Source organism: Carboxylicivirga mesophila, assembly GCF_018271975.1.
GTDB lineage: Bacteria > Bacteroidota > Bacteroidia > Bacteroidales > Marinilabiliaceae > Carboxylicivirga > Carboxylicivirga mesophila.
On the sequence record NZ_JAGUCN010000032.1, the window covers coordinates 32,644 to 56,743 of the forward strand.

The 24,100-nt window shown below is 40.9% G+C and carries 23 protein-coding genes and 2 tRNA genes; 9 read left to right on the top strand and 16 right to left on the bottom strand.

Annotated elements, in window-relative coordinates:
• Positions 1-184: 184 nt before the first annotated feature.
• Positions 185-2,089 (top strand): S8 family serine peptidase, encoded by a 1,905-nt coding sequence (locus KEM09_RS19965; RefSeq protein WP_212231241.1) that lies wholly within the window; start codon positions 185-187, stop codon positions 2,087-2,089.
• 76 nt (positions 2,090-2,165) lie between these two features.
• On the opposite strand, the gene KEM09_RS19970 is transcribed toward KEM09_RS19965, so the two are convergent.
• Both KEM09_RS19970 and KEM09_RS19975 read right to left on the bottom strand, forming a co-directional pair.
• Positions 2,166-2,239 (bottom strand) — tRNA-Asn (locus KEM09_RS19970).
• A gap of 40 nt (positions 2,240-2,279) precedes the next feature.
• Positions 2,280-2,353 (bottom strand) — tRNA-Asn (locus tag KEM09_RS19975).
• A 148-nt stretch (positions 2,354-2,501) separates the two neighbouring features.
• Between KEM09_RS19975 and KEM09_RS19980 the strand changes: the two genes are divergently transcribed.
• The gene (locus KEM09_RS19980; protein WP_212231243.1) at positions 2,502-3,482 is read left to right on the top strand and encodes an adenosine kinase; all 981 of its coding nucleotides are present in this window, start codon (positions 2,502-2,504) and stop codon (positions 3,480-3,482) included.
• Positions 3,483-3,579: 97 nt separating this feature from the next.
• Entirely contained in the window at positions 3,580-4,770 is a 1,191-nt protein-coding gene (gene kbl, locus KEM09_RS19985; protein WP_212231245.1) for a glycine C-acetyltransferase, read from the top strand.
• A gap of 62 nt (positions 4,771-4,832) precedes the next feature.
• Here the strand turns inward: kbl and KEM09_RS19990 are convergent, their stop codons facing one another.
• Together KEM09_RS19990 and KEM09_RS19995 are read right to left on the bottom strand one after the other, a co-directional pair.
• A complete protein-coding gene (locus KEM09_RS19990; RefSeq protein ID WP_212231248.1) occupies positions 4,833-6,650 on the bottom strand; it encodes an ankyrin repeat domain-containing protein in 1,818 nt (605 codons plus the stop codon).
• A 92-nt stretch (positions 6,651-6,742) separates the two neighbouring features.
• Positions 6,743-7,111 (bottom strand): YccF domain-containing protein, encoded by a 369-nt coding sequence (locus KEM09_RS19995; RefSeq protein ID WP_212231250.1) that lies wholly within the window; start codon positions 7,109-7,111, stop codon positions 6,743-6,745.
• 115 nt (positions 7,112-7,226) lie between these two features.
• Here KEM09_RS19995 and KEM09_RS20000 point away from each other — a divergent pair, with 115 nt between their 5' ends.
• Positions 7,227-7,874: a hypothetical protein gene (locus KEM09_RS20000; RefSeq protein ID WP_212231252.1), complete on the top strand. Its 648-nt coding sequence runs from the start codon at positions 7,227-7,229 to the stop codon at positions 7,872-7,874.
• On the opposite strand, the gene KEM09_RS20005 is transcribed toward KEM09_RS20000, so the two are convergent.
• Together KEM09_RS20005 and KEM09_RS20010 are read right to left on the bottom strand one after the other, a co-directional pair.
• Positions 7,871-8,485, bottom strand: coding sequence for a deoxynucleoside kinase (locus tag KEM09_RS20005; protein WP_212231254.1), 615 nt, complete (start codon positions 8,483-8,485; stop codon positions 7,871-7,873). The genes KEM09_RS20000 and KEM09_RS20005 overlap by 4 nt on opposite strands.
• A 12-nt stretch (positions 8,486-8,497) precedes the next feature.
• A complete protein-coding gene (locus KEM09_RS20010) occupies positions 8,498-10,009 on the bottom strand; it encodes a GH3 auxin-responsive promoter family protein (RefSeq protein ID WP_212231256.1) in 1,512 nt (503 codons plus the stop codon).
• Positions 10,010-10,404: 395 nt separating this feature from the next.
• Here KEM09_RS20010 and ahpC point away from each other — a divergent pair, with 395 nt between their 5' ends.
• The 4 genes from ahpC to KEM09_RS20030 all read left to right on the top strand — a co-directional run bounded on the left by ahpC (position 10,405) and on the right by KEM09_RS20030 (position 14,887).
• Positions 10,405-10,968, top strand: coding sequence for an alkyl hydroperoxide reductase subunit C (gene ahpC, locus KEM09_RS20015; RefSeq protein ID WP_212231258.1), 564 nt, complete (start codon positions 10,405-10,407; stop codon positions 10,966-10,968).
• A gap of 90 nt (positions 10,969-11,058) precedes the next feature.
• Complete coding sequence (gene ahpF, locus KEM09_RS20020; protein ID WP_212231260.1) at positions 11,059-12,618, top strand: alkyl hydroperoxide reductase subunit F; 1,560 nt, start codon at positions 11,059-11,061, stop codon at positions 12,616-12,618.
• A 105-nt stretch (positions 12,619-12,723) separates the two neighbouring features.
• On the top strand, positions 12,724-13,596 hold the full coding sequence (locus tag KEM09_RS20025; protein WP_212231262.1) for a D-hexose-6-phosphate mutarotase: 873 nt from the start codon (positions 12,724-12,726) through the stop codon (positions 13,594-13,596).
• A gap of 79 nt (positions 13,597-13,675) precedes the next feature.
• The gene (locus KEM09_RS20030) at positions 13,676-14,887 is read left to right on the top strand and encodes a C45 family peptidase (RefSeq protein ID WP_212231264.1); all 1,212 of its coding nucleotides are present in this window, start codon (positions 13,676-13,678) and stop codon (positions 14,885-14,887) included.
• Between the two features lie 35 nt (positions 14,888-14,922).
• Here the strand turns inward: KEM09_RS20030 and KEM09_RS20035 are convergent, their stop codons facing one another.
• The 3 genes from KEM09_RS20035 to KEM09_RS20045 are packed head-to-tail and all read right to left on the bottom strand — an operon-like array spanning position 14,923 to position 16,857.
• Positions 14,923-15,354 (bottom strand): MgtC/SapB family protein, encoded by a 432-nt coding sequence (locus tag KEM09_RS20035; RefSeq protein ID WP_212231265.1) that lies wholly within the window; start codon positions 15,352-15,354, stop codon positions 14,923-14,925.
• Between the two features lie 23 nt (positions 15,355-15,377).
• Complete coding sequence (locus tag KEM09_RS20040) at positions 15,378-15,800, bottom strand: gamma-glutamylcyclotransferase family protein (RefSeq protein WP_212231267.1); 423 nt, start codon at positions 15,798-15,800, stop codon at positions 15,378-15,380.
• Positions 15,787-16,857 (bottom strand): CNNM domain-containing protein, encoded by a 1,071-nt coding sequence (locus KEM09_RS20045; RefSeq protein WP_212231269.1) that lies wholly within the window; start codon positions 16,855-16,857, stop codon positions 15,787-15,789. Before KEM09_RS20045 ends, KEM09_RS20040 begins: the two co-directional genes overlap by 14 nt.
• A gap of 315 nt (positions 16,858-17,172) precedes the next feature.
• On the opposite strand from KEM09_RS20045, the gene KEM09_RS20050 reads away from it, so the two are divergent.
• Positions 17,173-17,589 carry a (deoxy)nucleoside triphosphate pyrophosphohydrolase gene (locus tag KEM09_RS20050; protein ID WP_212231271.1) on the top strand — a complete coding sequence of 139 codons (417 nt, stop codon included), beginning with the start codon at positions 17,173-17,175 and terminating at the stop codon, positions 17,587-17,589.
• On the opposite strand, the gene KEM09_RS20055 is transcribed toward KEM09_RS20050, so the two are convergent.
• From KEM09_RS20055 to KEM09_RS20085, 7 genes are all read right to left on the bottom strand, one after another.
• Entirely contained in the window at positions 17,586-17,786 is a 201-nt protein-coding gene (locus KEM09_RS20055) for a YwbE family protein (protein ID WP_212231273.1), read from the bottom strand. The genes KEM09_RS20050 and KEM09_RS20055 overlap by 4 nt on opposite strands.
• 11 nt (positions 17,787-17,797) lie before the next feature.
• Positions 17,798-19,312 (bottom strand): TolC family protein, encoded by a 1,515-nt coding sequence (locus KEM09_RS20060; RefSeq protein WP_212231275.1) that lies wholly within the window; start codon positions 19,310-19,312, stop codon positions 17,798-17,800.
• Positions 19,313-19,316: 4 nt separating this feature from the next.
• Positions 19,317-20,531, bottom strand: coding sequence for an efflux RND transporter periplasmic adaptor subunit (locus tag KEM09_RS20065; protein WP_212231277.1), 1,215 nt, complete (start codon positions 20,529-20,531; stop codon positions 19,317-19,319).
• 224 nt (positions 20,532-20,755) lie between these two features.
• Complete coding sequence (locus tag KEM09_RS20070; RefSeq protein ID WP_212231285.1) at positions 20,756-21,124, bottom strand: DUF805 domain-containing protein; 369 nt, start codon at positions 21,122-21,124, stop codon at positions 20,756-20,758.
• Positions 21,125-21,194: 70 nt separating this feature from the next.
• A complete protein-coding gene (locus KEM09_RS20075; RefSeq protein WP_212231294.1) occupies positions 21,195-22,061 on the bottom strand; it encodes a 4-hydroxy-3-methylbut-2-enyl diphosphate reductase in 867 nt (288 codons plus the stop codon).
• A gap of 3 nt (positions 22,062-22,064) precedes the next feature.
• On the bottom strand, positions 22,065-22,763 hold the full coding sequence (cmk, locus tag KEM09_RS20080; RefSeq protein WP_212231295.1) for a (d)CMP kinase: 699 nt from the start codon (positions 22,761-22,763) through the stop codon (positions 22,065-22,067).
• 57 nt (positions 22,764-22,820) lie between these two features.
• On the bottom strand, positions 22,821-23,972 hold the full coding sequence (locus tag KEM09_RS20085) for a CapA family protein (protein ID WP_212231297.1): 1,152 nt from the start codon (positions 23,970-23,972) through the stop codon (positions 22,821-22,823).
• Positions 23,973-24,100 lie beyond the last annotated feature (128 nt).

Here is a 24,100-nt window from a genome sequence, read left to right on the forward strand (position 1 = left end):
CGAAAACAAATATGAAGCCACCTAAATAAGGTGGCTTTTTCATTAGCTATTGTCCCCACAAAAGAAATTCTTTACTACTCACATTAGCAGCCTAATACATTGACAACACACAAGCACAGGTGTAATTTTGTACTTTCTTTTTTCTTCGATTTTAAACACCCTGGTATCACTAAAAATTATTATCATGAGAACCGTTGTATTATTCGTGCTGATATTAATCCACATCAGGCCATTTGGGTTGTTGGCACAGGACAAGATTGTAATCAATAAGGCCGAGGACTTACCTAGACACTCATACGAGTTAATAGTTGATGATGCATTAATATTTATTCAGGATGACCAGAAGGTATTAGATTTAGCACAGCTAATTAAAACCGATTTGCTTAATGATCTGGATACCTATGAAATAAATGACAATGCCAGCCTTCGAAGCATTTATACTAAACTTCGAGACATCGCATTAATTGAAAATGATTATAAAACTGTCATTGAATATATAAAAAGAGAAAGAACATATTCTGACAAAGAGTCTGCAAAACTTATTAGAGCTAAAAGCATGGAGGCCATAGCCAATGCCATGCTTACAAACGAAGCAAAAGACCTTGAAGCCTGCGAAAAATCTATCAATCTGTTTCTTAATGATTTTTTCCAAACCATCAACTTTGAGGTTGTTCAGGAAGATGTGGAAGAATTTAAGGGCATCCTTGAGATATGGAGTAAAAATATTGCTATAGCGCCACTAAAAGGAACGGTTCAAACAGCACTGAACAAAAACAAAGGTAATGTTCCTCAAGAAATTGCTTTTGCTTTAATTGGTGCGTATGCTGACCTAAACTATTTCTTTCCTTACAAGGACATTATTTACACAAACTATACAAGCAATTTGGAAAAGTACGGAACCAAAGCGGTGATGGCTGACATCTGGACAGACAGAAATGTGTCTTTAAATGGCAGTGCAAACAACCATAGTGTAACAATAGGTATATGGGATACAGGTGTAGACATGAATGCTATGCCAGAGAACAAGCGATGGACAAATACAAATGAGAAGACAGACAATATAGACAACGACAACAATGGTTTTATTGATGATGTTTATGGGATAGCTTATGATCTTAACGGAGAAAAATCTACATCTATACTGCACTCACAAGGCCATAATACAGCCAATAAAGAACAGTCAAAAGCATCACTGAAAGGGCTTATGGATATTTTTGCCAATATATCGTCTGATGAAGCAATCGCATTGAAAAAGGAATTCTCATCGGTGCCTCCTGAAGAGTTTGAGGCCTACTTCGAACAACTTATACTGTACTCCAATTATGCACATGGGACACATGTGGCCGGAATTGCAGTTGATGGCAATCCTGCAGCAAAAGTACTTTCTGCCCGATTAACCTTTGACCATAAGCTTATGCCAGAAATGCCAAGCGAAGAAAAAACATTGAATTGGGCGCAAATGTATACTGAGACAATCCAATATTTTAAAACAAACAATGTAAGAGTGGTAAATATGAGTTGGGGCATTGACCTTAATCAGGAATTTATTGAACCCCTTGAAATGCATGGGTATGGAGAAAGCGATGAAGAGCGAAAAACCTATGGTCAGAAATTATTTGAAATCCAAAGAAAAGCATTTATGGAAGCTGTAGCCTCAAATCCGGATATACTTTTTATCTGTGCTGCTGGAAACAGTAACAATGATGTTGACTTCACTGCAGATTTTCCTTCCAGCTTAAACTACCCCAACCTTATTACTGTTGGGGCTGTGGATAAAGCAGGCAATAAAACCTCATTTACCACAGAAGGTAAAAGCGTTGATGTATATGCCAATGGATATGAAGTGGAAAGTGTAGTGCCTGGCGGAGATGTAATTGCATTTTCAGGAACCTCAATGGCTTCACCCCAAGTGACAAATCTGGCAGCAAAAATGCTCAGCATCAATCCTAAATTAAGTCCCCCAGAAGTGATTGATATTATAACATCTACATCATCAACATCTGAAGAGGGCATAAAACTAATACATCCAAAGCATGCTATTGATAAAGCTCGTGAATGCAATGTTTTTCCTTTGCCAGAAATGCCATAGATTAAGACAACTTCATTTAATTACAACCTAAATATACTTATACAAAAAAGCCACCTCTATTGAGATGGCTTTTCAGCTCCCCAGGTAGGACTTGAACCTACGACCTACGGATTAACAGTCCGCCGCTCTAACCAACTGAGCTACTAGGGAAAATATTTTGAAACAAAGCTTTCGTTTAAGCTTCTTAAAGCTCCCCAGGTAGGACTTGAACCTACGACCTACGGATTAACAGTCCGCCGCTCTAACCAACTGAGCTACTAGGGAATTTGAATTTCAAGATCTCTTGAACTCCTTTCTTGAGGAGGCATTTTCGTCAAATGCGTTGCAAAACTATAAGGAATCTTCAAAATATGCAATATCTTTGTCGAAAATTTTTAGAATAAATTTACCCGAAAATATTAAACGATTAAGGATGAGCAGTGTATTAGGATTAGGAAATGCGTTGGTGGATGTGCTGGCAATACTGGAAAACGACCAATTATTAGATGAATTGAATTTACCAAAGGGAAGTATGCAGTTAGTAGATGAAGCTGCAGCCCTAAAAGTGAAGGAAGCAACCTCTCATATTAAAAAAGATTTGGCTAGTGGTGGTTCTGCTGCTAATACTATTCATGGTCTGGCCAGCCTGGGTGTAAAAACCGGCTTCATTGGTAAGATAGGTAAAGATGAGCTGGGGCAGGTATTTAAAGCCGACATGACAGCCCATAACATTACTCCTCACTTGCTGGAATCAGATACACAAAGCGGACACGCCAATGCGCTGATAAGTCCTGACTCTGAACGCACCTTTGCCACCTACCTGGGTGCCGCTGTTGAATTATCGCAGGATGATTTGGCCGAGGACCTGTTCAAAGGTTATAAATACTTTCATGTAGAAGGCTACCTGGTGCAGAACAAAGCACTGATTGAAAAAGCTTACCAACTGGCCAAAGCCAATGGCTTAATTACCAGCATCGATTTAGCAAGTTTCAATGTAGTTGAGGATAATCTGGAGTTTCTGACTAACCTCATCCATAACTATGTGGATATTGTATTTGCCAACGAAGAGGAAGCCAAAGCCTATACAGGTAAAGAAGGTGAAGAGGCACTTCTGCAACTGGCGCAAGGCACGCAGGTAGCCATTCTTAAGCTTGGCAAAGAAGGCTCAATGATTAAACGCTCCAACGAAATAGTTAAAGTAGGTATTATACCCGCTAAAAGCATTGACACAACCGGGGCTGGTGACTTATATGCCGCTGGTTTTTTATTCGGTCTTATCCAGGAATTACCCTTGGAAAAATGTGGTAAAATCGGTTCTATCCTTTCGGGACATGTTATTGAGGTAATCGGACCGAAAATGAATGAAAGCACATGGACTAACATTCAAAAGCTTATAAAAGACGAATTAAATTAATTCGTAAGCAAAAAAGTGCTTTTAGTCATTGTTCTTTAGTTTCAATGCCCGTACTTTTGAAAATTAAAATCGATTAATCACACGAAAAACGATAGTCATGTACGGTAAATTTCAGGATTTTCTGACCAAGGAAATTGAAGCCATCAAGGAATCTGGTCTGTATAAGAACGAACGCATTATTACTACGCCTCAGGGTGCCGAGATTAATGTTCAGGGCGGTGAGCCGGTACTTAACTTTTGTGCCAACAACTACCTTGGACTGTCCTCTCATCCGCGTGTTGTAAAAGCTGCTCAGAAAGCATTAGACACACACGGTTATGGTATGTCATCGGTACGCTTTATTTGTGGTACACAAGATATCCACAAACAGCTGGAAGGAAAGATTGCCGAATTTTTTGGCATGGAAGACACCATTTTGTATGCAGCCTGCTTTGATGCTAATGGTGGTGTATTTGAGCCATTATTTACATCTGAAGATGCTATTATTTCAGACGAACTGAACCACGCGTCTATCATTGATGGTGTGCGTTTGTGTAAGGCAGCCCGTTACCGTTACAAGCATGCCGATATGGCTGATTTGGAAGAGCAATTAAAAGCTGCTCAGGCGCAACGCTTCCGCATCATTGTTACCGACGGGGTATTCTCAATGGACGGTGATATTGCCAAACTGAATCAGATTTGTGATTTAGCCGACAAATACGATGCTCTGGTAATGGTTGATGACAGTCACTCATCAGGTTTCATCGGCAAAACAGGTCGTGGAACTCATGAATACCATAACTGCATGGATCGTGTTGACATCATTACTGGTACACTTGGTAAAGCATTAGGTGGAGCATTGGGTGGATACACAACCGGTAAGAAAGAGATCATCGACATGCTGCGTCAGCGCTCACGTCCATATTTATTCTCTAACTCATTGGCGCCATCAATTATTGGTGCAGCATTAGAGATCTTTGATATGCTGACGGAGTCAACAGAATTACGCGACAAAGTAATTTCAAATGCTGAATACTTCAAATCGAAGATTGTTGAGGCCGGTTTTGACATCAAGCCAACCGAATCAGCTATTGTTGCATTGATGCTTTACGATGCAAAATTGTCGCAAGAATTTGCTGTGCGTCTGTTAGAAGAAGGTATTTATGTCATCGGCTTCTACTACCCTGTTGTACCAAAAGGACAGGCTCGTATCCGCATTCAGCTGTCAGCAGCTCACGAACAGCACCATCTTGACAAAGCCATTGCGGCTTTCATTAAGATTGGTAAAGAACTAAAGGTGATAGAGTAAATTCTGTTGCTACAGCTATACAATACTAAAAAAGGGCGCTCAACGAGTGCCCTTTTTGTTGATTATAATAATCGTGCAAATTTCTCATTTAAATCAACTAAGAGTTGATGCAATTCAGGATATAAGGTAGAGCTAACTTTGGCATTATCAACAACCTGACTTTTCAGCAAATCACTTAAAGTTTGACCTTTATAGTTGATTAAATGCAAATTAGTGCGCTCCAGCTCATTCGCCAGATACCTTATACAAACCTTTGTTTGCTCAGCATCACTCAATCGAAAACGCAGATTTTGTAAAGCATCCATCAAGGGGGTATTACCCAAAGTATTTTGAGCATTCAGGTCTGTATTGCTATTCTCAACGAGCGTTTTAACCAGCTCTGCATTATCATTTCTTACAGCATGGTGCAAAGCTGTTAGTCCTTCTCCATCATGGGCATTAACATCACATCCGGTTGCATTCATGAGTTGCTTGATTAACACGGCTCGTAATCGCATGTTAGACGCAATTTCATTTTCATCATAGCCATAGGGCCTGTGACGGGTATCGCAAAGTGCCGTCAATGGTGTTGATGCATCTTGCCGTCCATTAGGATTGGCCTTGTAATCCAAACAAAGCTGTATATTTTCAGTAAAAAATGCAGTATCTAATTCCGTTACGTTAAAATTAACCTGATTAAGCATCATCCACAACTCATACGTTGCCCCGTTATGAAAAGCCTTATCCGCTTGAAGCTGCTCAATAAGCTCATCATTGACATCATCCAGCCAATTCTTACGTTCGGCATAGTCATAAGCAGTAAAAAGCACATTGTTTTGATGAATGAGGTTTAAATCTTCTCGTTGCAGAAAAAGCTTAATCAGCTGAATACCTCTCGGGCTTATGCGATTAACCCCAGTTTCATAAGCCATCAGATACTCTTGTAAAGGATTATTGCCATAGTAGTAATTGGTGCGGTTCACATCGCATCCTTGGTAATGAAGTAAAGCCTGAATAAGTCTTAAGTCATGCCCTCTATTATGGCGTCTGCCTGTTTCCGCATCATGCATATAATAGTTCCCAACCGCATAGTGCAAAGCTGTATTACCATATGCATCCTGTAAATTCAGATTGACTTCAGGCAACCCACAAGCCTGCTCAAGTATAGTGAGCCTTTGCCTATCACCACAATCAGCCCATTGATTCAATAAAAACAAATGATGCAGCGGCGTTTGTCCCAAACTATCCTGCTGATTCCAGAATGGCTGACTCCACCCCCGGTAATTACCCTTTAAACGAATGGTTACCTTACTCCACTCTCCTTCGTCAATTCGCCTGTTGAGGTTCGCATCCTTATACAGCAATAAATAAAACTCGCTCAAACGAGCTTGCGACATTTCCTCATTATGCCCCCAAAAGCCTAATGAATCCACTTCAAATTCGAGCATAAGCTGCTCGTCCTTCACTGAAAGAAGCTTAACTCTGTTACTGGTTTCATCCTGATAAAAAAGATAATGATGTGCATTGGAGTTAATGTTTAGCACTTTATACTTCCCGTTTTGCGACGGAGCCATTCCTGTACCAGCCCCAAAACAGGGCAGCGAATCTGCAGGTATGCCTGGATATATGCAGGGCATTTGGCTTTCGCTTAAAAAAGCCGCTATACGCATACTATAAAACTGCTGCTCCACTTCATCAAATCTGCCACACACAAACCGTATAGAAAAAGCATCTGGCTCCACTTCTATCTCCGTCTGACCTGCATACAATGGTTTTTCCTGCTCACTTTGATATATATAGGCAAAACTATCGGGCACCTGTTCCATCTTAAAAACCTTACAAGCAAATATGCTCAAACCTAAACAGCCCAGTAATAAACTTTTCTTTATACAGTATTTCATAATCTTCAATAGCATCAATCTCTGAAGCGCAATAATCCAGCACACAATGCCGATTGCATGCCACACCAATGTAGTCTCTAGTATTAGAATGTTTACCTCACCTCCTTGCCAAACGGCACCAGTGCAATATGGGCCAGTTTAAAGTGCTGGCGCGCAAATGGAATGCCAATAATGGTGATAGCTAATAGAATTCCGAAAATCAGGTGAGATATAGATATCCAGATGCCACCTATAAAAATCCAGATGACATTCATAAGTGTATTTAAGCACCCGCTGGCATGTGGCCTATCCACTACCTGACTGCCAAATGGCCAAAGTGCCAGAATACCCAACTTCATGGTTTGTAATCCGAAAGGGATACCTATAATGGTGAGCATCAATATTAGACTAGACACAAAATATTCAATAGCTGTTAACAGGCCTCCAAACAGCAGCCAGATGATATTTCCTAAAACTGACATAGGTTAAAGATTTAATTCGGGATTCAATTAGTGAATCCCTTAGGTTTTTAGTTATAATATTGACTAAAACTAATAAACATTTTTTATTTTCACAGCTAATGCTTCAAACGACGTTATGCGAATATCAGCTATTCTGTTACTTTTTATTTTGTTCATCAGTCATTCTGTGGCTCAGGATTATTTTCTTGGTGGAAAAATTGGCTATTCATTTCCAACAAACATTGGTCGTTCATCGGATGAATTAGGCTTTAAGGATGTCGCTGAAAATGGATGGCAGGCTGCAGTTATGGGCAGATGGTTTTACAACGAACGTCTTTCTTTGGGTTGCGATTTTGGCTATCAGCTTCAGGATGGCAGCGACTTTTGGGATGTTCAGCAATATGGCGAAGTAAGCGCTTCGTACCAGACTATTCGTTTGCTGGCCAATGGGACCTATTATTTTAGTCACGATGAAGTGCGGCCTTACATTGGTTTATCATTTGGCGCTTACTATATGATTAACACCATTGATTTTGCCTCGAATGGACTCACTAACCAGTCGGTGAAATACACTGCAAAAGTATGGAAGCCAGGTGTAGCACCACAACTTGGTCTTCTGGTTGAATTAACTAAAAAGACGATGCTGGATATTCATGTGCAAATGGATATCATCACTAACATGCAAGCCATTTACTATCCGGATGCTGAACCAGATTACACGGAGAATCCGCATGAGAAGCAGAACCAGATAAGTATCAATGTTGGTCTATTATTCGGCCTTTAAAACAAGCCATGTAACTGAGCATTTACCTTATCAATGATCATGCTCAGATCAGCCTTATTTTTAATGAAATCAATTTCATTAGCATCAATAATAAGCAGTTTGCCCTTATTGTATTTTTCAATCCATGCTTCGTAACGCTCGTTGAGTCGCTTGAGGTATTCGAGACGTATATTGTTCTCGTAATTCCGTCCGCGTAACTGAATCTGGTTGACCAAAGTAGGAATTGAAGCGCGCAGGTAAATCAATAGATCAGGTGGCTGTACCAAACTACTCATTAACTCAAATAACGATTCATAGTTTTCAAAATCTCGACGGCTCATCAAGCCCATATCAAACAGGTTGGGTGCAAAGATGTAGGCATCTTCGTAGATAGTTCTATCCTGAATAACCGTTTTCCCGGCATTACGAATTTCCTGTACCGATGAAAAACGACTCTTTAGAAAATAGATTTGCAAATTGAAGGACCAGCGTGTCATATCTTCATAAAAATCTGGTAAATAAGGATTTTCATCCACATCTTCAAAGTGCGCTTCCCATCCAAAATGGTGGGCTAACAATTCGGTTAACGATGTTTTACCTGATCCAATATTCCCTGCTACCGCAATGTGCATATCTTTTCGTTTCTAGTGGTTTAACTTCAATAATTCATCAATATATTCTCTGTTATTGGCCAGACGAGGTATTTTATTCTGCCCGCCCAGTTTATTCTTACTCTTTAGCCAATCCATAAATAAATGGTGTCTGGCCACGGTCACCTTTGGTCCTTCAAGCGTGATGTTTTTGTAACGCTTAGCCTCATAATCGCTATTCACTTCCTGCAATGTTTTATCAAGCAGTTCGGTAAAGTTTTCAAGCGACACAGGCATGGTATCAAATTCAATTAACCACTCGTGGGCACCCTTAGTTTCTTCACCCATAAAAACTGGCGCTGCGGTATACTCTTTAATAACCGCATTTGTGGCTGCACAAGCTTTTTCCAGGGCGCGCTCTGCATTTTCAATCATCAACTCTTCGCCAAAAGCATTAATGTAATGCTTGGTTCTGCCGGTGATGATGATTTTATGGGGGCGCAATGAGGTGAACCGCACCGTATCGCCAATCATATAACGCCATAATCCGCTATTGGTTGTAATCACCATGGCATAATCAACGCCTATTTCCACATCCTCAATGGTTCTGGCATCCGGATGAGGACTGGTTATCTGATTTAAGGGAATAAACTCGTAAAACACACCATAATCAAGCATCAGCAGCATACCCGGATCATTCAGATCATCCTGAATACCGAAGAATCCTTCTGAAGCATTATAGGTCTCCAAGTAATTCATCTTATCCGTTGGTATCAATTCTTTGTATTGCTTACGATAAGGTGTAAAATTAATTCCTCCATGCATAAACAACTCCAGATTTGGCCATATTTCCAATAAATTGGATTTTCCGGTTTGCTTGAGCAAATGCTTAATCAGCACCAGAAACCAACTGGGTACACCCGCCAGCGAGGTTACATTATCCTTAATGGTTGTCTCGGTAATCTTCTCCAGCTTGGCCTCCCATTCATCCATTAGTGCAATGGATTGTTCGGGCGTGCGGGCAAAGTGCGTCCAAAATGGCAGGTTCTCAATCAAGATAGCTGATAAATCGCCGTAATAACTTTCATTACTGAAATTATTGATCTGATGACTACCCCCCAACGTCAGGCATTTACCACTAAACATATCCGAATCAGGATTATTTTGCAGGTACAATGCCAGTACATCTTTACCTCCCCTAAAATGGCAATCTTCCAGTGTTTCTTTGGTCACCGGAATAAATTTGCTTTTGGTAGAGGTGGTGCCGGAACTCTTGGCAAACCACTTAATATCACCGGGCCACAGCAAATTACTCTCCCCCTCTCTTAATCGCTCAACATAAGGACGTAAACCTTCATAGTCCTGAACAGGCACACGTTCTGCAAAAGTACCATAGCCTGCTATACTTTTAAACTCAAATTCTTTCCCTATGGTTGTATGCTTGGCCGAATCGAGCAAACGACGTAACTCTGCTTGCTGCACCTCTTCAGGGTTTTTCTTAAAGTGATCTATTTGAGATAGTCTCCGGGCATTAACCAGTGATATAATTGAACTCAGTATGGGCATATAAAATCTATCGGTTAGCAATAAATAATTCTTTCATCTCCTCTATCAACAGCACAATTACGAATAATTATCAATCCACAGGGATTAAAGATAAGTAAAAATGATTTGTGTATAAGCTCTTGGTAAGACCTATTCACACTAATTCAGGAAAGGTAGTGAAGGATGGTTTCACTGCACACAAACAGCACTTTATTTGATCGTTAAGTATTCCAATATATTTTTTCTCCTATCCAGCAATCATGCACATGCCATATAATTAACTCATATTCTGTCATTATAGTCTGCATCTATCTTATGGATAATTACTATCTATTTGATTGATGTTATCGCAGTATGTAGTTTTGCTTCTGTAAAAATCAAACAACAAAATATATTAACATTTAAACATTATAACTATGTCACAGATTGGAAAACAGATTGTAGATTTTGAAGTACAAGCATACGTAAACGATGATTTCAAAGCAGTAAAAAAAGAAGATGTATTAGGCAAATGGTCAGTCTTTTTCTTCTACCCTGCAGATTTTACTTTTGTATGCCCAACCGAACTGGAAGATTTAGCCAACTCATATGATGAGTTCAAAGCAACCGGTGCCGAAATCTATTCTGTATCGACCGATACACATTTTGTACACAAAGCATGGCACGACACTTCTGATACAATCAAGAAAATTAAATACCCAATGTTGGCCGATCCTACAGGTGTATTATCTCGCGGATTTGACGTAATGATTGAAGAAGTTGGTCTGGCAGAACGCGGAACATTTATTGTGAACCCTCAGGGTGAAATCGTATCGTACGAAGTGGTAGCAGGTAATGTTGGCCGAAATGCCGATGAGCTGTTACGCAAATTAAAAGCCTTGCAGTTTGTTGCGGAACACCCATCTGAAGTGTGTCCGGCTAAATGGAAGGAAGGCAACGAAACACTGAAGCCAAATATTGACCTTGTAGGTAAAATTTAATAATCAGGCACCAAAAGTCAGAAGGCCATCCTTAAGGTCTTCTGACTTACCTCTCTTCTCTCTCAATCCGCACTTTTAAAACAGACAAACATGTTAGAACAAGCTATTAAAGATCAAGTAACCCAGGTATTCTCCAACCTGAAAAGTCAGTTTACATTTCAGGTGGCAATAGCCGACAACCACCCTAACAAAAACGAATTAACAGGCTTGCTTGAAGACGTTGCAGCTTGTTCCAATAGTATTACAACAGAGGTTACTGTTGGGCCAAACCTTAGCTTTACCATCCTTAAAAATGGCGAACCAAGCAATGTAACTTTTAGGGCTGTGCCAACCGGCCATGAATTTACAACCTTACTATTGGCAATTCTTAACCTGGATGGTATTGGTAAAAACCTGCCCGACGAGATGCTAACAAAGCGCATCAAAGGCATTAATCAGAAGGTTGAGCTGAAAAGCTATATTTCACTTAGCTGCACCAACTGTCCCGATGTTGTTCAGGCACTTAACATCATGGCATTTCTGAATCCCAACATCAGACATGAAATAATTGACGGGGCCATCAATAAAGAAGAAGTAGACGCTCTAAATATTCAGGCAGTACCTTCCGTTTACGCCAATGGCCAGCAGCTGCATGTGGGGCGCTCATCATTAGGTGAATTGCTGACCAAGATTGAAAAGCAGCTAGGTAGCACATTTAAACCAGGAGCATCAGAATCGAAGACATACGATGTAGTGGTAGTTGGTGGCGGGCCGGCCGGCGTTTCAGCAGCCATTTACTCTGCCCGTAAAGGCTTTTCTGTAGCATTGGTGGCTGAAAAAGTAGGCGGCCAGGTTACTGAAACCGTATCTATTGAGAACATGATATCGGTGCCAAAAACAACTGGTGCCGAGCTATCAGCCAATCTGATGAGTCACTTAAACGATTATCCGATTGATATTTTGGAAAACAGACTGGTTGAGAAAACAGAACTAATTGATGGTAAAAAACATTTAACCACCTCACTTGGAGAAACACTTATTACTCCGGCATTGATCATAGCCACCGGAGCCAGTTGGCGTAAACTGGGTGTACCAGGTGAAAGTGATTACATTGGAAATGGTGTGGCATTTTGTACACATTGCGATGGTCCGTTCTACAAAGGCAAAAGAGTAGTAGTCGTAGGTGGTGGTAACTCTGGTTTGGAAGCTGCTATTGACCTTTCTACAATTGCTTCAGAGGTAACTGTTCTGGAGTTTATGGATAGCCTGAAAGGTGATCAGGTGTTGCAGGATAAGCTGCAACAACTTTCCAACGTGAAGATTATTACCAATGCCCAAACACTAAGTGTGGATGGCGATGGTAGTCAGGTTAATGGATTAACACTTAAACACAGAGCAACAGAACAAGAGGAAGCCATACAAACCGATGGAGTATTTGTGCAGATTGGTCTGCAGGCGAACAGCAAAGTATTTGCTGACATGGTACCCACTAACCGTATGGGTGAAATTGAGATTGACGCACATTGCCGTACCAACGTAAAAGGTGTATATGCAGCAGGCGATGTATCTATTGTTCCCTACAAACAAATCGTTATTGCCATGGGTGAAGGTTCCAAAGCGGCACTGTCAGCCTTCGAGGATAGCATTAAAGGTGTTTTGTCTGTCAACTAAACATTTGGATTATTAAATACAGCCGTGGGTCTGCGCATTTAATGCGTGGGCCCTTTTTGTTATCCCTGCATATTCGGTATTTTTGTGTTTATCAAAACACAAGCAATGAATCCAGAATTATTAAACAAACAATTTGGCATCGCCGGTAAAATAACTTTTCAGCCATTTGAGCACTCCATTGCAGCTGAGCTACAAAGCAAGTTTGCAACAGCAAAAGTATCGTTATATGGAGCTCATGTATTAAGCTTCATCCCGAAGGACCAGGATGATGTACTCTTTGTAAGCCCCAAAGCCATATATAAGGATGAAAAAGCGATCCGTGGCGGTATTCCTGTATGTTGGCCCTGGTTTGGTCCTCATCCGGTAGATAGCTCGCTACCATCACATGGCTTCGCGCGCATCTCCAACTGGGCCGTAATCAACACTTCAGCCAGCGATGAAGAAGTAAGCATTGAGTTAGGCCTTACCTCCAATGCCGAAACCATGCGGCTCTGGCCCTATCAATTTGAAGCCAGTCTCCTCATAAAATTGAGTAAAGAGCTAACAGTTGAACTGACAACCAGGAATAGCGACAACAAACCTTTTGAGGTAAGCGCGGCCTTACACAGTTACTTTAATATTTCTGATATTGACACTGTTACGCTTGAAGGGCTATCCGGTGTCAATTACCTGGATGACGTAACTAATGCAAATGGACATCAAACAGCTAAATTGCTTTCTTTTGGTCAACGTACCGATCGACGCTATCGTACGTCGGGAAAGGCCATTATTCATGATTCCAAGCGCGATATCAGTGTGAAAAAGTCAGGTAGTGGCATAACAGTGGTTTGGAATCCCGGTGCTGAGTTAGCCATGCAAATGGGCGATTTGGCTGAACACTATAAAAACATGCTATGCGTGGAAGCTGCCAACAGCCTTGATGATACAATTGTGATTCAACCGGGTATGTCACACACATTAGCCACTACAATTAGTTGACTTAGCTGATACTGACAAAGCTCTTTGTTTTATTAATTGCAAAGAGCTTACTTGCTTTTCTAAATCCAACAACAAATCTATGAAACAGCTACTCACTGCCCTGATGGCTCTGCTCATCGGGCATCTTTCAGTTAATGCCTGTACCACCGCAATTGTATCCGGCAAATACACAGCTAATGGCCGCCCAATCATCTGGAAGCTGCGTGATACTGAAACATTTGAGAACAAGTTACGCTACTTTAGTGATGGAAAATACGATTACATCGGTTTGATAAACTCATCTGATGCCAACGGTGAGCAAGTATGGGGTGGCTCAAATGCCGCTGGATTTGCCATTATGAATAGTGCATCCTTTAACGTCAACCTCGATGATACCACTTCATTTAAAGATCAGGAAGGCTACTTTATGAAAGAGGCATTGCAAAAATGTGCCAGTTTGGAAGATTTTGAAGCACTCATTAATGAGAGACCAGCACCTAAAGGATTGGCTGCGCATTTTGGCGTATTGGATGCCAAAGGGGGCGTAGCGTTTTATGAAGTGAATAATTACAACTATACAAAATTTGATGCCAACGATCCTGCCCAGGCACCAAACGGCTATATCATTCGCACCAATTACTCTTTCACCGGTAAAAAAGATGTTGGCTATGGTTTTATTCGTTACCAAACGGCTCAGGATATCTTCTATAAGGCCGAATCAATGGGAGAGCTAACTTCCCAAACCATCTTACAGGATTTTTCGCGCTGTCTCAAGCATGCGGTTCTGGATGTGGATTATCGTCAACAATACTCGGCAGTTCCCAAAGGTCAGCACTTTGTAAATTCAGGAGATATGATCACACGCCATGGATCCTCATCAGCCATTTTAATAGAGGGGGTGACCAAAGGAGAAGTACCTGATTTATCAACCATATGGACCATGGTTGGATTTCCAAACACCTGTCTGTCTCTACCAGTTTGGGTGAAAGGAGGAAATAACTTACCTGCCATACTAACAGCAGCGGGTGAAGCCAACTGCGAATTGAATGAGCTATCGCTTCAACTTAAAAAGCGATGCTATCCCATTGAGCGCTCAGCCGGCTATAAATACCTCAATGTTTCTGAATTAATTAACAGTGAGGGAAGTGGCATTATTCAACAACTTGAGAGAGTTGAAGCATCCGTTTTTTCAACAACAAAGCAGAAACTGGAGCAATGGCGCACCAGCGCACCAACCATCAAAGAAATAAAAGAGGTATATACCTGGCTGGATAATTTAGTACGGAAAACTTACAACGAGCTTGCAGAATAAAATATCAAAGGGGTATTATCTTTTAGGTTATACCCCTATTCTTTTTCTCCCTCTCCCCTGCTTGCAAGGTGTTTATCGAGTATTAACATCACTGAGTTAATAGCCAAAACCAATACGGTAGAAACAATTGCTTCGATGTGATAGCCTGCACCGGCCAGGCAACCAATAGCTGAGCTGCACCAGACTGTTGCAGCGGTCGTCAGACCATGTACATTAACGCCTTCTTTAAATATAATGCCCGCACCCAAAAACCCGATGCCAGAAACCACTTGTGCGATAATACGGGTAACATCACCTTCGGTTTGTGTTATATAAATAGACAACATCACATACAAAGCAGAACCTATCGTCACCAGCGTAATAGTTCTTAAACCAGCTGACTTATGGTGCCAACTTCGCTCAAAACCAATGAGAAATCCGGCTCCCAGTGCTATTACCAACCTTAATGCAAACTCGGTATAATTCATCGCAATAATTCAATACAAATTGCTTATAAAGTCTGGGTAAGATATGCCTGATAATTACCTGATGGGATATGAACCAAGTCGTCAACCGGCCAGTTATACAGATACACCCAACAGTTGAATACTTTTCCAAAGTCATCAAATACCTCGACTACCTCCCTAATGTACTCACAGGGCTCAGAAAAATCAACTCCTGTCTCCTCATATTTATCCAACTCATTCAGCACTTGTTCTTCATTTTGCAGGCTGTAGATCTGGCCATACACCCTTTCATCAATTTGTTGGGTAACGATAGCTCCCGGATAGTCATCCACTTTGTATAATTTGCCCACTAAAAAGCCCGATGTGGTAAACTTTGCCTGTTGATTCAAATAGGTAGCCATTGGGTGATCCGAATTATTTAACAGGGTGCCGTACACAAACAGATAATGGCCATTATTGGGGCTCATTGCTCTTATTTTGATTACCCGCCTGCTGGTATTTAGCCATACGGGCTTTCCATCGCTGACGGGCATATTCCTGCATATCAGCTACTGTGTCTTTTTCATCAACAATTTCAAGCCCCAGAAGCGTTTCAATAATGTCTTCCATAGTTACGATGCCATCCATACCACCGTATTCATCAACCACCAAAGCAATGTGTTCTTTTTGTTTCATCAGCTTCTCCCATATTTCGAACAATACAGTAGAATAAGCCACCATAACAATATCTCGCCTGATATCTTTTAGCTTTAACTCATGATGATCTTCAGCCAGATTTTCGAACACTTCCTGCCTGAAAACATAGCCAGTGATGTTTTCATCGTGACCTGAATACACAGGTATACGCGAAAAATTGAGGTATTCCTTGTTATTAAGAAAATCCTGTAGCAGCATCTCCTCATTGGCAATAGCCACTACAATCCGTGGCGTCATGATTTCCTTCACCTTTATATTTCTCAGCTTCAGCAGGTTTTGGATTATTTTGTGCTCTTTGGCATTAAAAATACCTTCGTCGGCACCAATGGTAGCCAATGCTGCAATCTCTTCTCTACTGGTGGTTTTTTCATCCTTATTGCCAGATAAGGCACGGGTAATTACAGCAGACATCACCACCAAAGGATAGGTCACAAACATCATGGCCTTAATGACTATCGCCGAAAACCTGGCCAGATTTCGCCAGTAATTAGCCCCAATGGTTTTTGGAATAATCTCCGTAATAACCAGTATAAGGATGGTTAATATGGCCGAAACAATGCCAAATGAAGCTTCACCAAACACTTTAATGGCCTGGGCACCCACACCGGCTGCTCCAACAGTATGCGCAACTGTATTTAGCGATAGTATAGCTGAGAGTGGCTTATCAATGTTACTCTTCAATCCGGCAAAATAAGCTGCCCAGGATTTACCTTCGCCACTTTTGACAAATAAAAAAGATTGGGGTGTTGATAGCAGCACTGCTTCCATAATTGAACAGAGGAAGGAAATGAACAGTGCCAGAAATAAATAAACAAAAAGTAATAGCATGTTTTTAACATTATGAGCGGCCATTCACCTGGCTGCATTTGTCCAAATTTATTTTTAATTTTTACCATTTCCTACCTTTTTATGCGACTTAACAAATCTTAATTATCCGATTCTGCATACTTATTAGCAGGTAATGTTGCTTGAGCAATTTGATGCGACTTTTCCCTTTTTGAGCACTAAAGCTATTCAATATCAATCTTTATGACTAATTAACTATGCACTTGCAGGTTTAATGAGTTTTATTACTTTTATGCCCGTCTAAACCCAAAACACACAAATCTTCATTTATTGAAGGTTAGCATATTGCTATTGGAAATGAGTTCTACTACAAATGAGTTAATACAGGTAACCTGTGCTATTATTGTTGATAATGGCAGAATACTGGCTGCTTTACGCAGCAGGCAAATGAGTCAAAGCTGGAAATGGGAATTCCCTGGCGGCAAGATTGATAAAGGCGAAACTGCGGAAGAATGTGTCATCCGGGAAATTAAGGAGGAGTTAAATATCCTTATCACAGTTAATGAGTCGCTTACTCCAACTATTCACTCCTACCCGGATAAAACAATTAAACTAATCCCGTTTATCTGTTCAATAACAGAAGGCACCGTTACTGCGGTAGAACACGAAAAGGTTAGCTGGTTCTCCCCTGAAGAACTAAAGTCACTCAATTGGGCAGATGCTGACCTGCCCGTGATGGAAGAGTTTGTGAGGCTTCAAGTGGTTAAAGTTTAGCTGATTGATACAATCTTTTTCACCCTTCCCACCTGGCCATCTTCTAAACGTACTTTTATACCATGTGGATGAAAGCTGCTTTTGGTTAATAAATTCTTGACAACACCCTCGGTCAACTGACCTGTTCGCTGGTGCTGTTTGAGAACAATACTTACATTGTCTCCCGGCTTGATGTTAGTTCTATATCGGCCATCCATGAGCTGCGTTATTATATTTCATCGACTGGTTTTGCCTTTTTGAGCAATCCTCCCAGAAGCGGATTATCATACATGATTTTCTGCCCTTTCTCGAAATCATAAAGGGTTAGTTCTCGTAATCGGTAATAGGCCACCCAATAGGTTTCCAACGAGTTTATATAGTCACGCTTAGCCTTCTCCCGCTCCGACAGTGAAATATTCAGATCCGCAATACTTATCTCTCCATTCTGAAACTTTTTAAGCGCAATCTTATAGCCATTATCAGCAACCAAATCAGCTTCTTCTGCAATTTCTAACTGTGCCTTCAGCAGGCTAAATTGCTCGACCTGCACCACAACGGTCCGCTCAAAATTTTCTCTGTCGCGCTCCACATCAAATACCACCAGGTCGCGTCTGCTTTCTGCCAATTTAACATTGGATGATGATTTGCCCCAATCTAGAATCGGAATGGAGAATGATAATCGCAGATACTTCTGGTTGGCCGGTTCATCATACACACCAGGCCAGTCGTAGGCTATGTTTGACGTTCCGTAACTACCATGAAGGGTCGCGGATAAACCATTCCCCCGCTTAGCTTTGGTCAATTCACGCTCAGCTTCCACCAGGCGACGTTTATATTGGGTAGTTTCCTTACGGTTTTCGAGTGCTTCACTTAATGCCATATCGGGATCGACCTGGAATAAAAACATATTCAGGGGCATCACCAATTCAATCTGGGTATGCTGGTCCAGACCTATGTAGGACTTCAGTTCAAAGTCAGCATTCTTTAAATCCATACTAGCCTGTGTCAGTGACTTTTGAGCAGTTAGCACAGACAGCCGAATGCGGGAATAATCATTCTCAGAGATAGTTCCCAGCTTACGCTTTGTCTCTGCAATACGCAAATTGTCCTTACTGTTCGCCAAGTTATTTTCGGCAAGTTTATAATTGGTCTGTACCCTTAAATACTTAAAGAATCGCCAGGTGGCATTGCGGGATATTTCTTCAATGGTCTCAACAAAATCTTTCTGAGCCTCATTGTACACCATTGGCTCTGTTTTTAGTGCCCACTTCATCCAGTTATAGGCAAAAACCGGTTGTGTGAATCCAATTTTATAGGGGTCTCCTGAGAAACTGACTTCATCTTTAAGTAAATCCTGATTTCGGATGACCGAACTGCTGGCATATATTCTTGTGCCTGTTTGAGGAATTGATTGATTGACCGAAAGCGCCACGTTATTATTGAATCGGCCCACTTCTCTAAACTCAATACTACCATCCCCTTGCTTTACCGGCTCTGTGCCTTCATAATAGTTGGGCAAATTACCTTCTACCACCAGTTGTGGCCTGAACTGTGCCTGAAAGTTCTTCCACCGCCAATAGTAATTTTCATAGCGGTTTTGAGCATATTTTACTGATGATGATTGATTGATGGCTAAATCAACCACATTTTGTAGTGTTAAGCTAAATGTATCCTTCTCCTCTGACTGCGCCCTGCTGTTGTTAACGATAAAGACAGCCAGCAATAGTATTCCAACACGTCTCATCCTTCTATTTTTTTAATTTTTCTAAACTTACCGATTTCTCTTTTCCAATGGCCGATACAGTGGATATCACCACTTCATCACCCTCTTCCAGTCCTTCCTGCACTTCAATGTAATCATCGGTTGCCAGACCAAGTTTCAACTCTTTTTGATTGGCACTATCGCCGTTAACAACATATACCTGCTGCACTTTTTTGTTGCTGATCATGGCTCCTTTCTTTATTCGAAGCACGTCGTATCGGGCACGTTTTACTATTTGAATGTCTACCTTTTGATTAGGAATAAGCTTTGGATGCTGGCTATTGGTCAGATGAACCGAGAACTCTAAATTACCATCTTTTAGCTGGGGCATGATGGTACCAATACGCCCTTCAAGCCTAGTATTATCAACAACCACATATGCGCGCTTACCTGTTTTTACCATGTCGCGGAATTTACCATCTATCGTAGCCTGTATTTTAAAACAGGTTAAATCCGACAGGCTAACCAACAATTTATCCCCTTGAATCTTCTCTCCTTTTTTTCCATGTATGGCCAATATTATGCCATCTGAAGGTGCTTTAACTTGCAGATTTTGCAAAAGTTCAAGTTGATGCTGGATTTCCTTCTGCTTAATATCAATTTGCAGCAACAATCCTTTTTCGTCGGCTTCCAGTTGCTGTAATTTAATAGCACTCTTCTGCTGTACCAGTTGTAACTCTTTCTCGGCTAAAACCAGTTGTTGCTTTGTTTCATCGAACTTAGCAGGTGAAATTCCTCCAACTTCAAGCAGCTGTTCCTGGTCGGCCAAGGTGGCTTTGATTGATGATATCTTAAGTTTCTTTGTTTCGAGGTTGTGTGACAGATCGGCTTTATTGCTGCGCGCTGCCAAACGGGTTTTTTCAAGGTTATTCTGCATAACAGCCAAATTATCATTGAGCTGTTCTATTTTATCTTCCACTTCTTTGGTGTTTAACACCAATATTGTTTCACCCTCTTTCACTTCCTGGCCAGGCTCCTTAAGAATACTGGTGATAATACTGGCAGTTGGACTGAGCAGCAATACTTCATTAGCAGGCTCAACAAAACCTGCTGTTGACTCCCATGTTTCAATATTGCCTTTATCAACCACGTAGGTTTCGTAGGTACCAGTGCCGGATTTAGCCTGGCAAGCAGTAAGACATATTACCAATGTAAAAAAAGATGCAACTTTTAGACTGTGCAGAATAATCGATCGATTCATAAGATTTTAGTGTTGAAACCGGCCTCTAAGACCAAATACTTTCAGGTTGCCACAAAAATAACAGATGCTTTTTAATCCTAAGGGTATAATTGTGTTCAAATTACATGGTTAAATCACAAAACGAGTAATTTTTACCTTTTTTAAATAAAAAAGCCCGAATAGAAGTTCTATCCGGGCAAAGTCAATTACAAATGACTTGTAAATATCATAGCATAATCACCCTATTAGAAAGATGTTGCTTTTGGATCGGGTCCATACTGATTATCTCCTACCGTACCTTCTGTTACGGTTAGAATAAGGTACCATATACTGCCAATGAATGGCACCATCGGAATCAGAATCATTGCGCCACTTTTACCAATATCGTGCATGCGGCGCACACTAATTGCCAATGTTGGGATAATCATTCCCAATAAAAACAATGTAAGTATTGGAGTGAAATAAATACCAGCTGTGCTGATGATCATGACATCAAGAATTCCCGCAATCATCGCAAAAAGTGTATAGAATAAAACAAACATCCAATACTCTTTTCTTCTTGCTCTTCCTGAGAAATCAGCATACTTTTTCAATGCTGCAATAAAATAATTCATTACTAATTGGTTTTAGAGTTTATGAAAAAAGCCCTTACCATCGGGGCAAGGGCTATCAGTTCATTAATCATCATGGCGTTGATATTGTTCTGATATAGTTGGCAACTTGTTCCATTAGCCAGTTGGGGGTAGATGTGGCACCACATACACCTACTGCAGAAGTGCCTGGATTGAACCACTCTGGCCTCACTTCATCAGCTGAGGATACAAAAAAACTATGGGGATTCACTTGTTTACAGGCATCAAACAATACCTTGGCATTACTGCTTTTCCTTCCTCCTACAAAAATTATAAGCGGGTAAGCTTTAGCAAACTCCTTTATCCGCGGAACACGTCCTGTTACCTGCTTACAAGTGGTATTGTGCCATTTTACTTCATTGTGACATCTGGTTTGGATAAGCTTTACCAGCCTTGTCAGTTTATCGGGGTCCTTTGTGGTTTGCGCAAATATTTCAACAGGCCGTTCAGCATCTATGAGGTGAATATCTGTTTCGCTTTCAATAATTATCGCTTCATCTTCAGTTTGTCCCATTAAGCCTATCACTTCGGCATGACCCGGTTTACCAAAAATGACAATCTGGCCACCAGCCGCCTTTTGTTCCAGATAGGCTTGTCTGATTCGTTGTTGTAACTTAAGTACCACCGGACAGGTTGCATCCTGCAGCCTCAAGCCAGACGCATTAATTTTATCGTAAGATGCCGGAGGTTCGCCATGCGCCCTGAACAACACTGTTCCATCTTGAAGTTGCTCTAAGTCATTATGCTCAATGATGCGCATCCCCAGTTGATTCAACCTGGCCGATTCCGCTTCGTTATGCACAATATCGCCAACACAGTATACTTTTTCACCATCACTGAGCAGTTGACTTGCCGCTTCAATGGCTTTTTTTACACCAAAGCAGAAACCAGATGACTTATCAATATCAACGGTTATCATCAGCTATAGCAGTTTACGCTCTTTAAGCACCTTAATGATCCATTCAAGCTGTTCTTCTTTATTCAGATGGCTATTATCCAGTACAACAGCATCCTCTGCCTGAATCAACGGACTCTCTTCGCGTGTACTATCCAGGTAATCACGCTGCTTCACATTCTCGAGGATAGCATCAAATTCTACCATATCTCCCTTGGCTGTTAATTCATCGTAGCGTCGCTGAGCCCTGATTTCAGGTGAAGCAGTCATAAATAATTTCAGGTCGGCATTTGGGAAAACAACTGTTCCGATATCCCGGCCATCCATAACAATGCCACCTTCTTTACCCATTTCCTGCTGCAGCTCTACCAGCTTTTTCCTGACAAAACCAATGGCACTAATAGCACTCACGTTGCTGCTTACTTCCAGACTACGAATTTCATCTTCCACACTAACGCCATTTAAAAATGCTTCATTCTTCTTTTCTTCCGGCTGATATTTAAAAGAAATGTTGATTTCTCCAAGACGGTCTTTTAATGTGGCTTCATCGATATTACCATTCTGAATTAGGCCATTTTGCATGGCAAAAAGCGTTACAGAACGATACATGGCACCTGTATCAATATATACGTACCCAAGTTCTTTGGCTAAATCTTTCGCTACTGTACTTTTCCCGCACGACGAGTGACCATCGATAGCAATTATTGATTTTTTATTGTGCATCATTTCATTTTAGTTGGATGCAAATTTAGAAAATATGCAACAACCACCATTTTTTTAATTTTATAAACTTACCAATCCACCAGGATGTACATTTGCAACATCCATTTGAAAGCCCTTAAGCCTGCTTAACGTTTGATTAAACTTCTTTTCATCAACAGCCTTATTGTACTTCAATATCTCTCTCGCTTCTGTCACATATTCATTCATTCGCTTTCGAGCTGTTTCCTGCATCCATTTTGCATTCTTGTGACGAACTGCCGGCATTACATAGAAATGCTTCTTTCCGCCAATTATTGGTGTATAAACCCACGTTAACTGATACTCGGCATTAACAACTTTTGTAATTCCATCCTTCTTTTCTAATTCAACAAACAATAAAGCCGATCCATCGCGAGGAGCCGGCCGTTGATTAGAAATAAAATTACCCATGCTATAGGCCACAAGACTCGTCTTTTCATCCTGCACTTTAAATTCCATTGGTTGCAGCACGTGTGGGTGCGACCCTATAATGATATTAATGCCTTTTGACTGAAGCCAATTTGCCAAACGCTTTTGTTCAGGATTTGGCTTGGTCTGATATTCCCACCCCCAATGCATACATACAATAGTTTCATCTACATGCATGGCCTCGGCTACCTGAATGTCTTTTGCTATAATGACTGTGTCGATATGATTGACGATATTTGGAAGCTGAACATGAATGCCGTTTGTACCATAAGTATAATTCAAAAATGCAATTCGAAATCCTTTCTTCTCAATGATCATTGGATTATGCTTTACCCTGTCAAGCGAATCTTTAAATACACCTGTGCGCGGCATACCTTTTAAATCCAAAATATCACAAGTGCGATTTAAGCCCTTTTTTCGCCGATCCACGCAATGATTATTGGCCATCACCAATGCGTCAATACCGGCTCCCTTTAAGGCATCTACTAAAGTATCTGGCGATGAAAAAGCCGGGTAACCTTTATGCGGCGGACCGGCCAGTGTTACTTCAAGATTAGCTATAGCGATGTCGGCACTCCTAATATCATCTTTTATATACCTGAAACAACTGTTATAGTCAAACTTATCGCTGCTTCCAATGCGTGCGCTTTTTATTTGTGAGTCGTGCCCCATAACATCCCCCATAAAAACAAGAGATAATATAGAGCCATCCTGAGCTATAGATAATTGAGAAATAAATAATAGAAAGAATAGATAGAAGCGCATAATCAGTTTTTTCGGTAAAAATAAGTATTAAACGCAAAAAGTCCGATACTCTATTCGAATATCGGACTCTTCTAAAAAAAGGCGGCGACCTACTCTCCCACTTCTACGCAGTACCATCGGCGCTATCG

What these genes read in the sequence shown, in the direction of transcription:
- KEM09_RS19965 (WP_212231241.1), top strand. Translation starts at nt 185, where the DNA reads ATGAGAACCGTTGTATTATTCGTGCTGATATTAATCCACATCAGGCCA.
- KEM09_RS19980 (WP_212231243.1), top strand. Translation starts at nt 2,502, where the DNA reads ATGAGCAGTGTATTAGGATTAGGAAATGCGTTGGTGGATGTGCTGGCA.
- kbl (WP_212231245.1), top strand. Translation starts at nt 3,580, where the DNA reads ATGTACGGTAAATTTCAGGATTTTCTGACCAAGGAAATTGAAGCCATC.
- KEM09_RS19990 (WP_212231248.1), bottom strand. Translation starts at nt 6,650, where the DNA reads ATGAAATACTGTATAAAGAAAAGTTTATTACTGGGCTGTTTAGGTTTG.
- KEM09_RS19995 (WP_212231250.1), bottom strand. Translation starts at nt 7,111, where the DNA reads ATGTCAGTTTTAGGAAATATCATCTGGCTGCTGTTTGGAGGCCTGTTA.
- KEM09_RS20000 (WP_212231252.1), top strand. Translation starts at nt 7,227, where the DNA reads ATGCGAATATCAGCTATTCTGTTACTTTTTATTTTGTTCATCAGTCAT.
- KEM09_RS20005 (WP_212231254.1), bottom strand. Translation starts at nt 8,485, where the DNA reads ATGCACATTGCGGTAGCAGGGAATATTGGATCAGGTAAAACATCGTTA.
- KEM09_RS20010 (WP_212231256.1), bottom strand. Translation starts at nt 10,009, where the DNA reads ATGCCCATACTGAGTTCAATTATATCACTGGTTAATGCCCGGAGACTA.
- ahpC (WP_212231258.1), top strand. Translation starts at nt 10,405, where the DNA reads ATGTCACAGATTGGAAAACAGATTGTAGATTTTGAAGTACAAGCATAC.
- ahpF (WP_212231260.1), top strand. Translation starts at nt 11,059, where the DNA reads ATGTTAGAACAAGCTATTAAAGATCAAGTAACCCAGGTATTCTCCAAC.
- KEM09_RS20025 (WP_212231262.1), top strand. Translation starts at nt 12,724, where the DNA reads ATGAATCCAGAATTATTAAACAAACAATTTGGCATCGCCGGTAAAATA.
- KEM09_RS20030 (WP_212231264.1), top strand. Translation starts at nt 13,676, where the DNA reads ATGAAACAGCTACTCACTGCCCTGATGGCTCTGCTCATCGGGCATCTT.
- KEM09_RS20035 (WP_212231265.1), bottom strand. Translation starts at nt 15,354, where the DNA reads ATGAATTATACCGAGTTTGCATTAAGGTTGGTAATAGCACTGGGAGCC.
- KEM09_RS20040 (WP_212231267.1), bottom strand. Translation starts at nt 15,800, where the DNA reads ATGAGCCCCAATAATGGCCATTATCTGTTTGTGTACGGCACCCTGTTA.
- KEM09_RS20045 (WP_212231269.1), bottom strand. Translation starts at nt 16,857, where the DNA reads ATGCTATTACTTTTTGTTTATTTATTTCTGGCACTGTTCATTTCCTTC.
- KEM09_RS20050 (WP_212231271.1), top strand. Translation starts at nt 17,173, where the DNA reads ATGAGTTCTACTACAAATGAGTTAATACAGGTAACCTGTGCTATTATT.
- KEM09_RS20055 (WP_212231273.1), bottom strand. Translation starts at nt 17,786, where the DNA reads ATGGATGGCCGATATAGAACTAACATCAAGCCGGGAGACAATGTAAGT.
- KEM09_RS20060 (WP_212231275.1), bottom strand. Translation starts at nt 19,312, where the DNA reads ATGAGACGTGTTGGAATACTATTGCTGGCTGTCTTTATCGTTAACAAC.
- KEM09_RS20065 (WP_212231277.1), bottom strand. Translation starts at nt 20,531, where the DNA reads ATGAATCGATCGATTATTCTGCACAGTCTAAAAGTTGCATCTTTTTTT.
- KEM09_RS20070 (WP_212231285.1), bottom strand. Translation starts at nt 21,124, where the DNA reads ATGAATTATTTTATTGCAGCATTGAAAAAGTATGCTGATTTCTCAGGA.
- KEM09_RS20075 (WP_212231294.1), bottom strand. Translation starts at nt 22,061, where the DNA reads ATGATAACCGTTGATATTGATAAGTCATCTGGTTTCTGCTTTGGTGTA.
- cmk (WP_212231295.1), bottom strand. Translation starts at nt 22,763, where the DNA reads ATGATGCACAATAAAAAATCAATAATTGCTATCGATGGTCACTCGTCG.
- KEM09_RS20085 (WP_212231297.1), bottom strand. Translation starts at nt 23,972, where the DNA reads ATGCGCTTCTATCTATTCTTTCTATTATTTATTTCTCAATTATCTATA.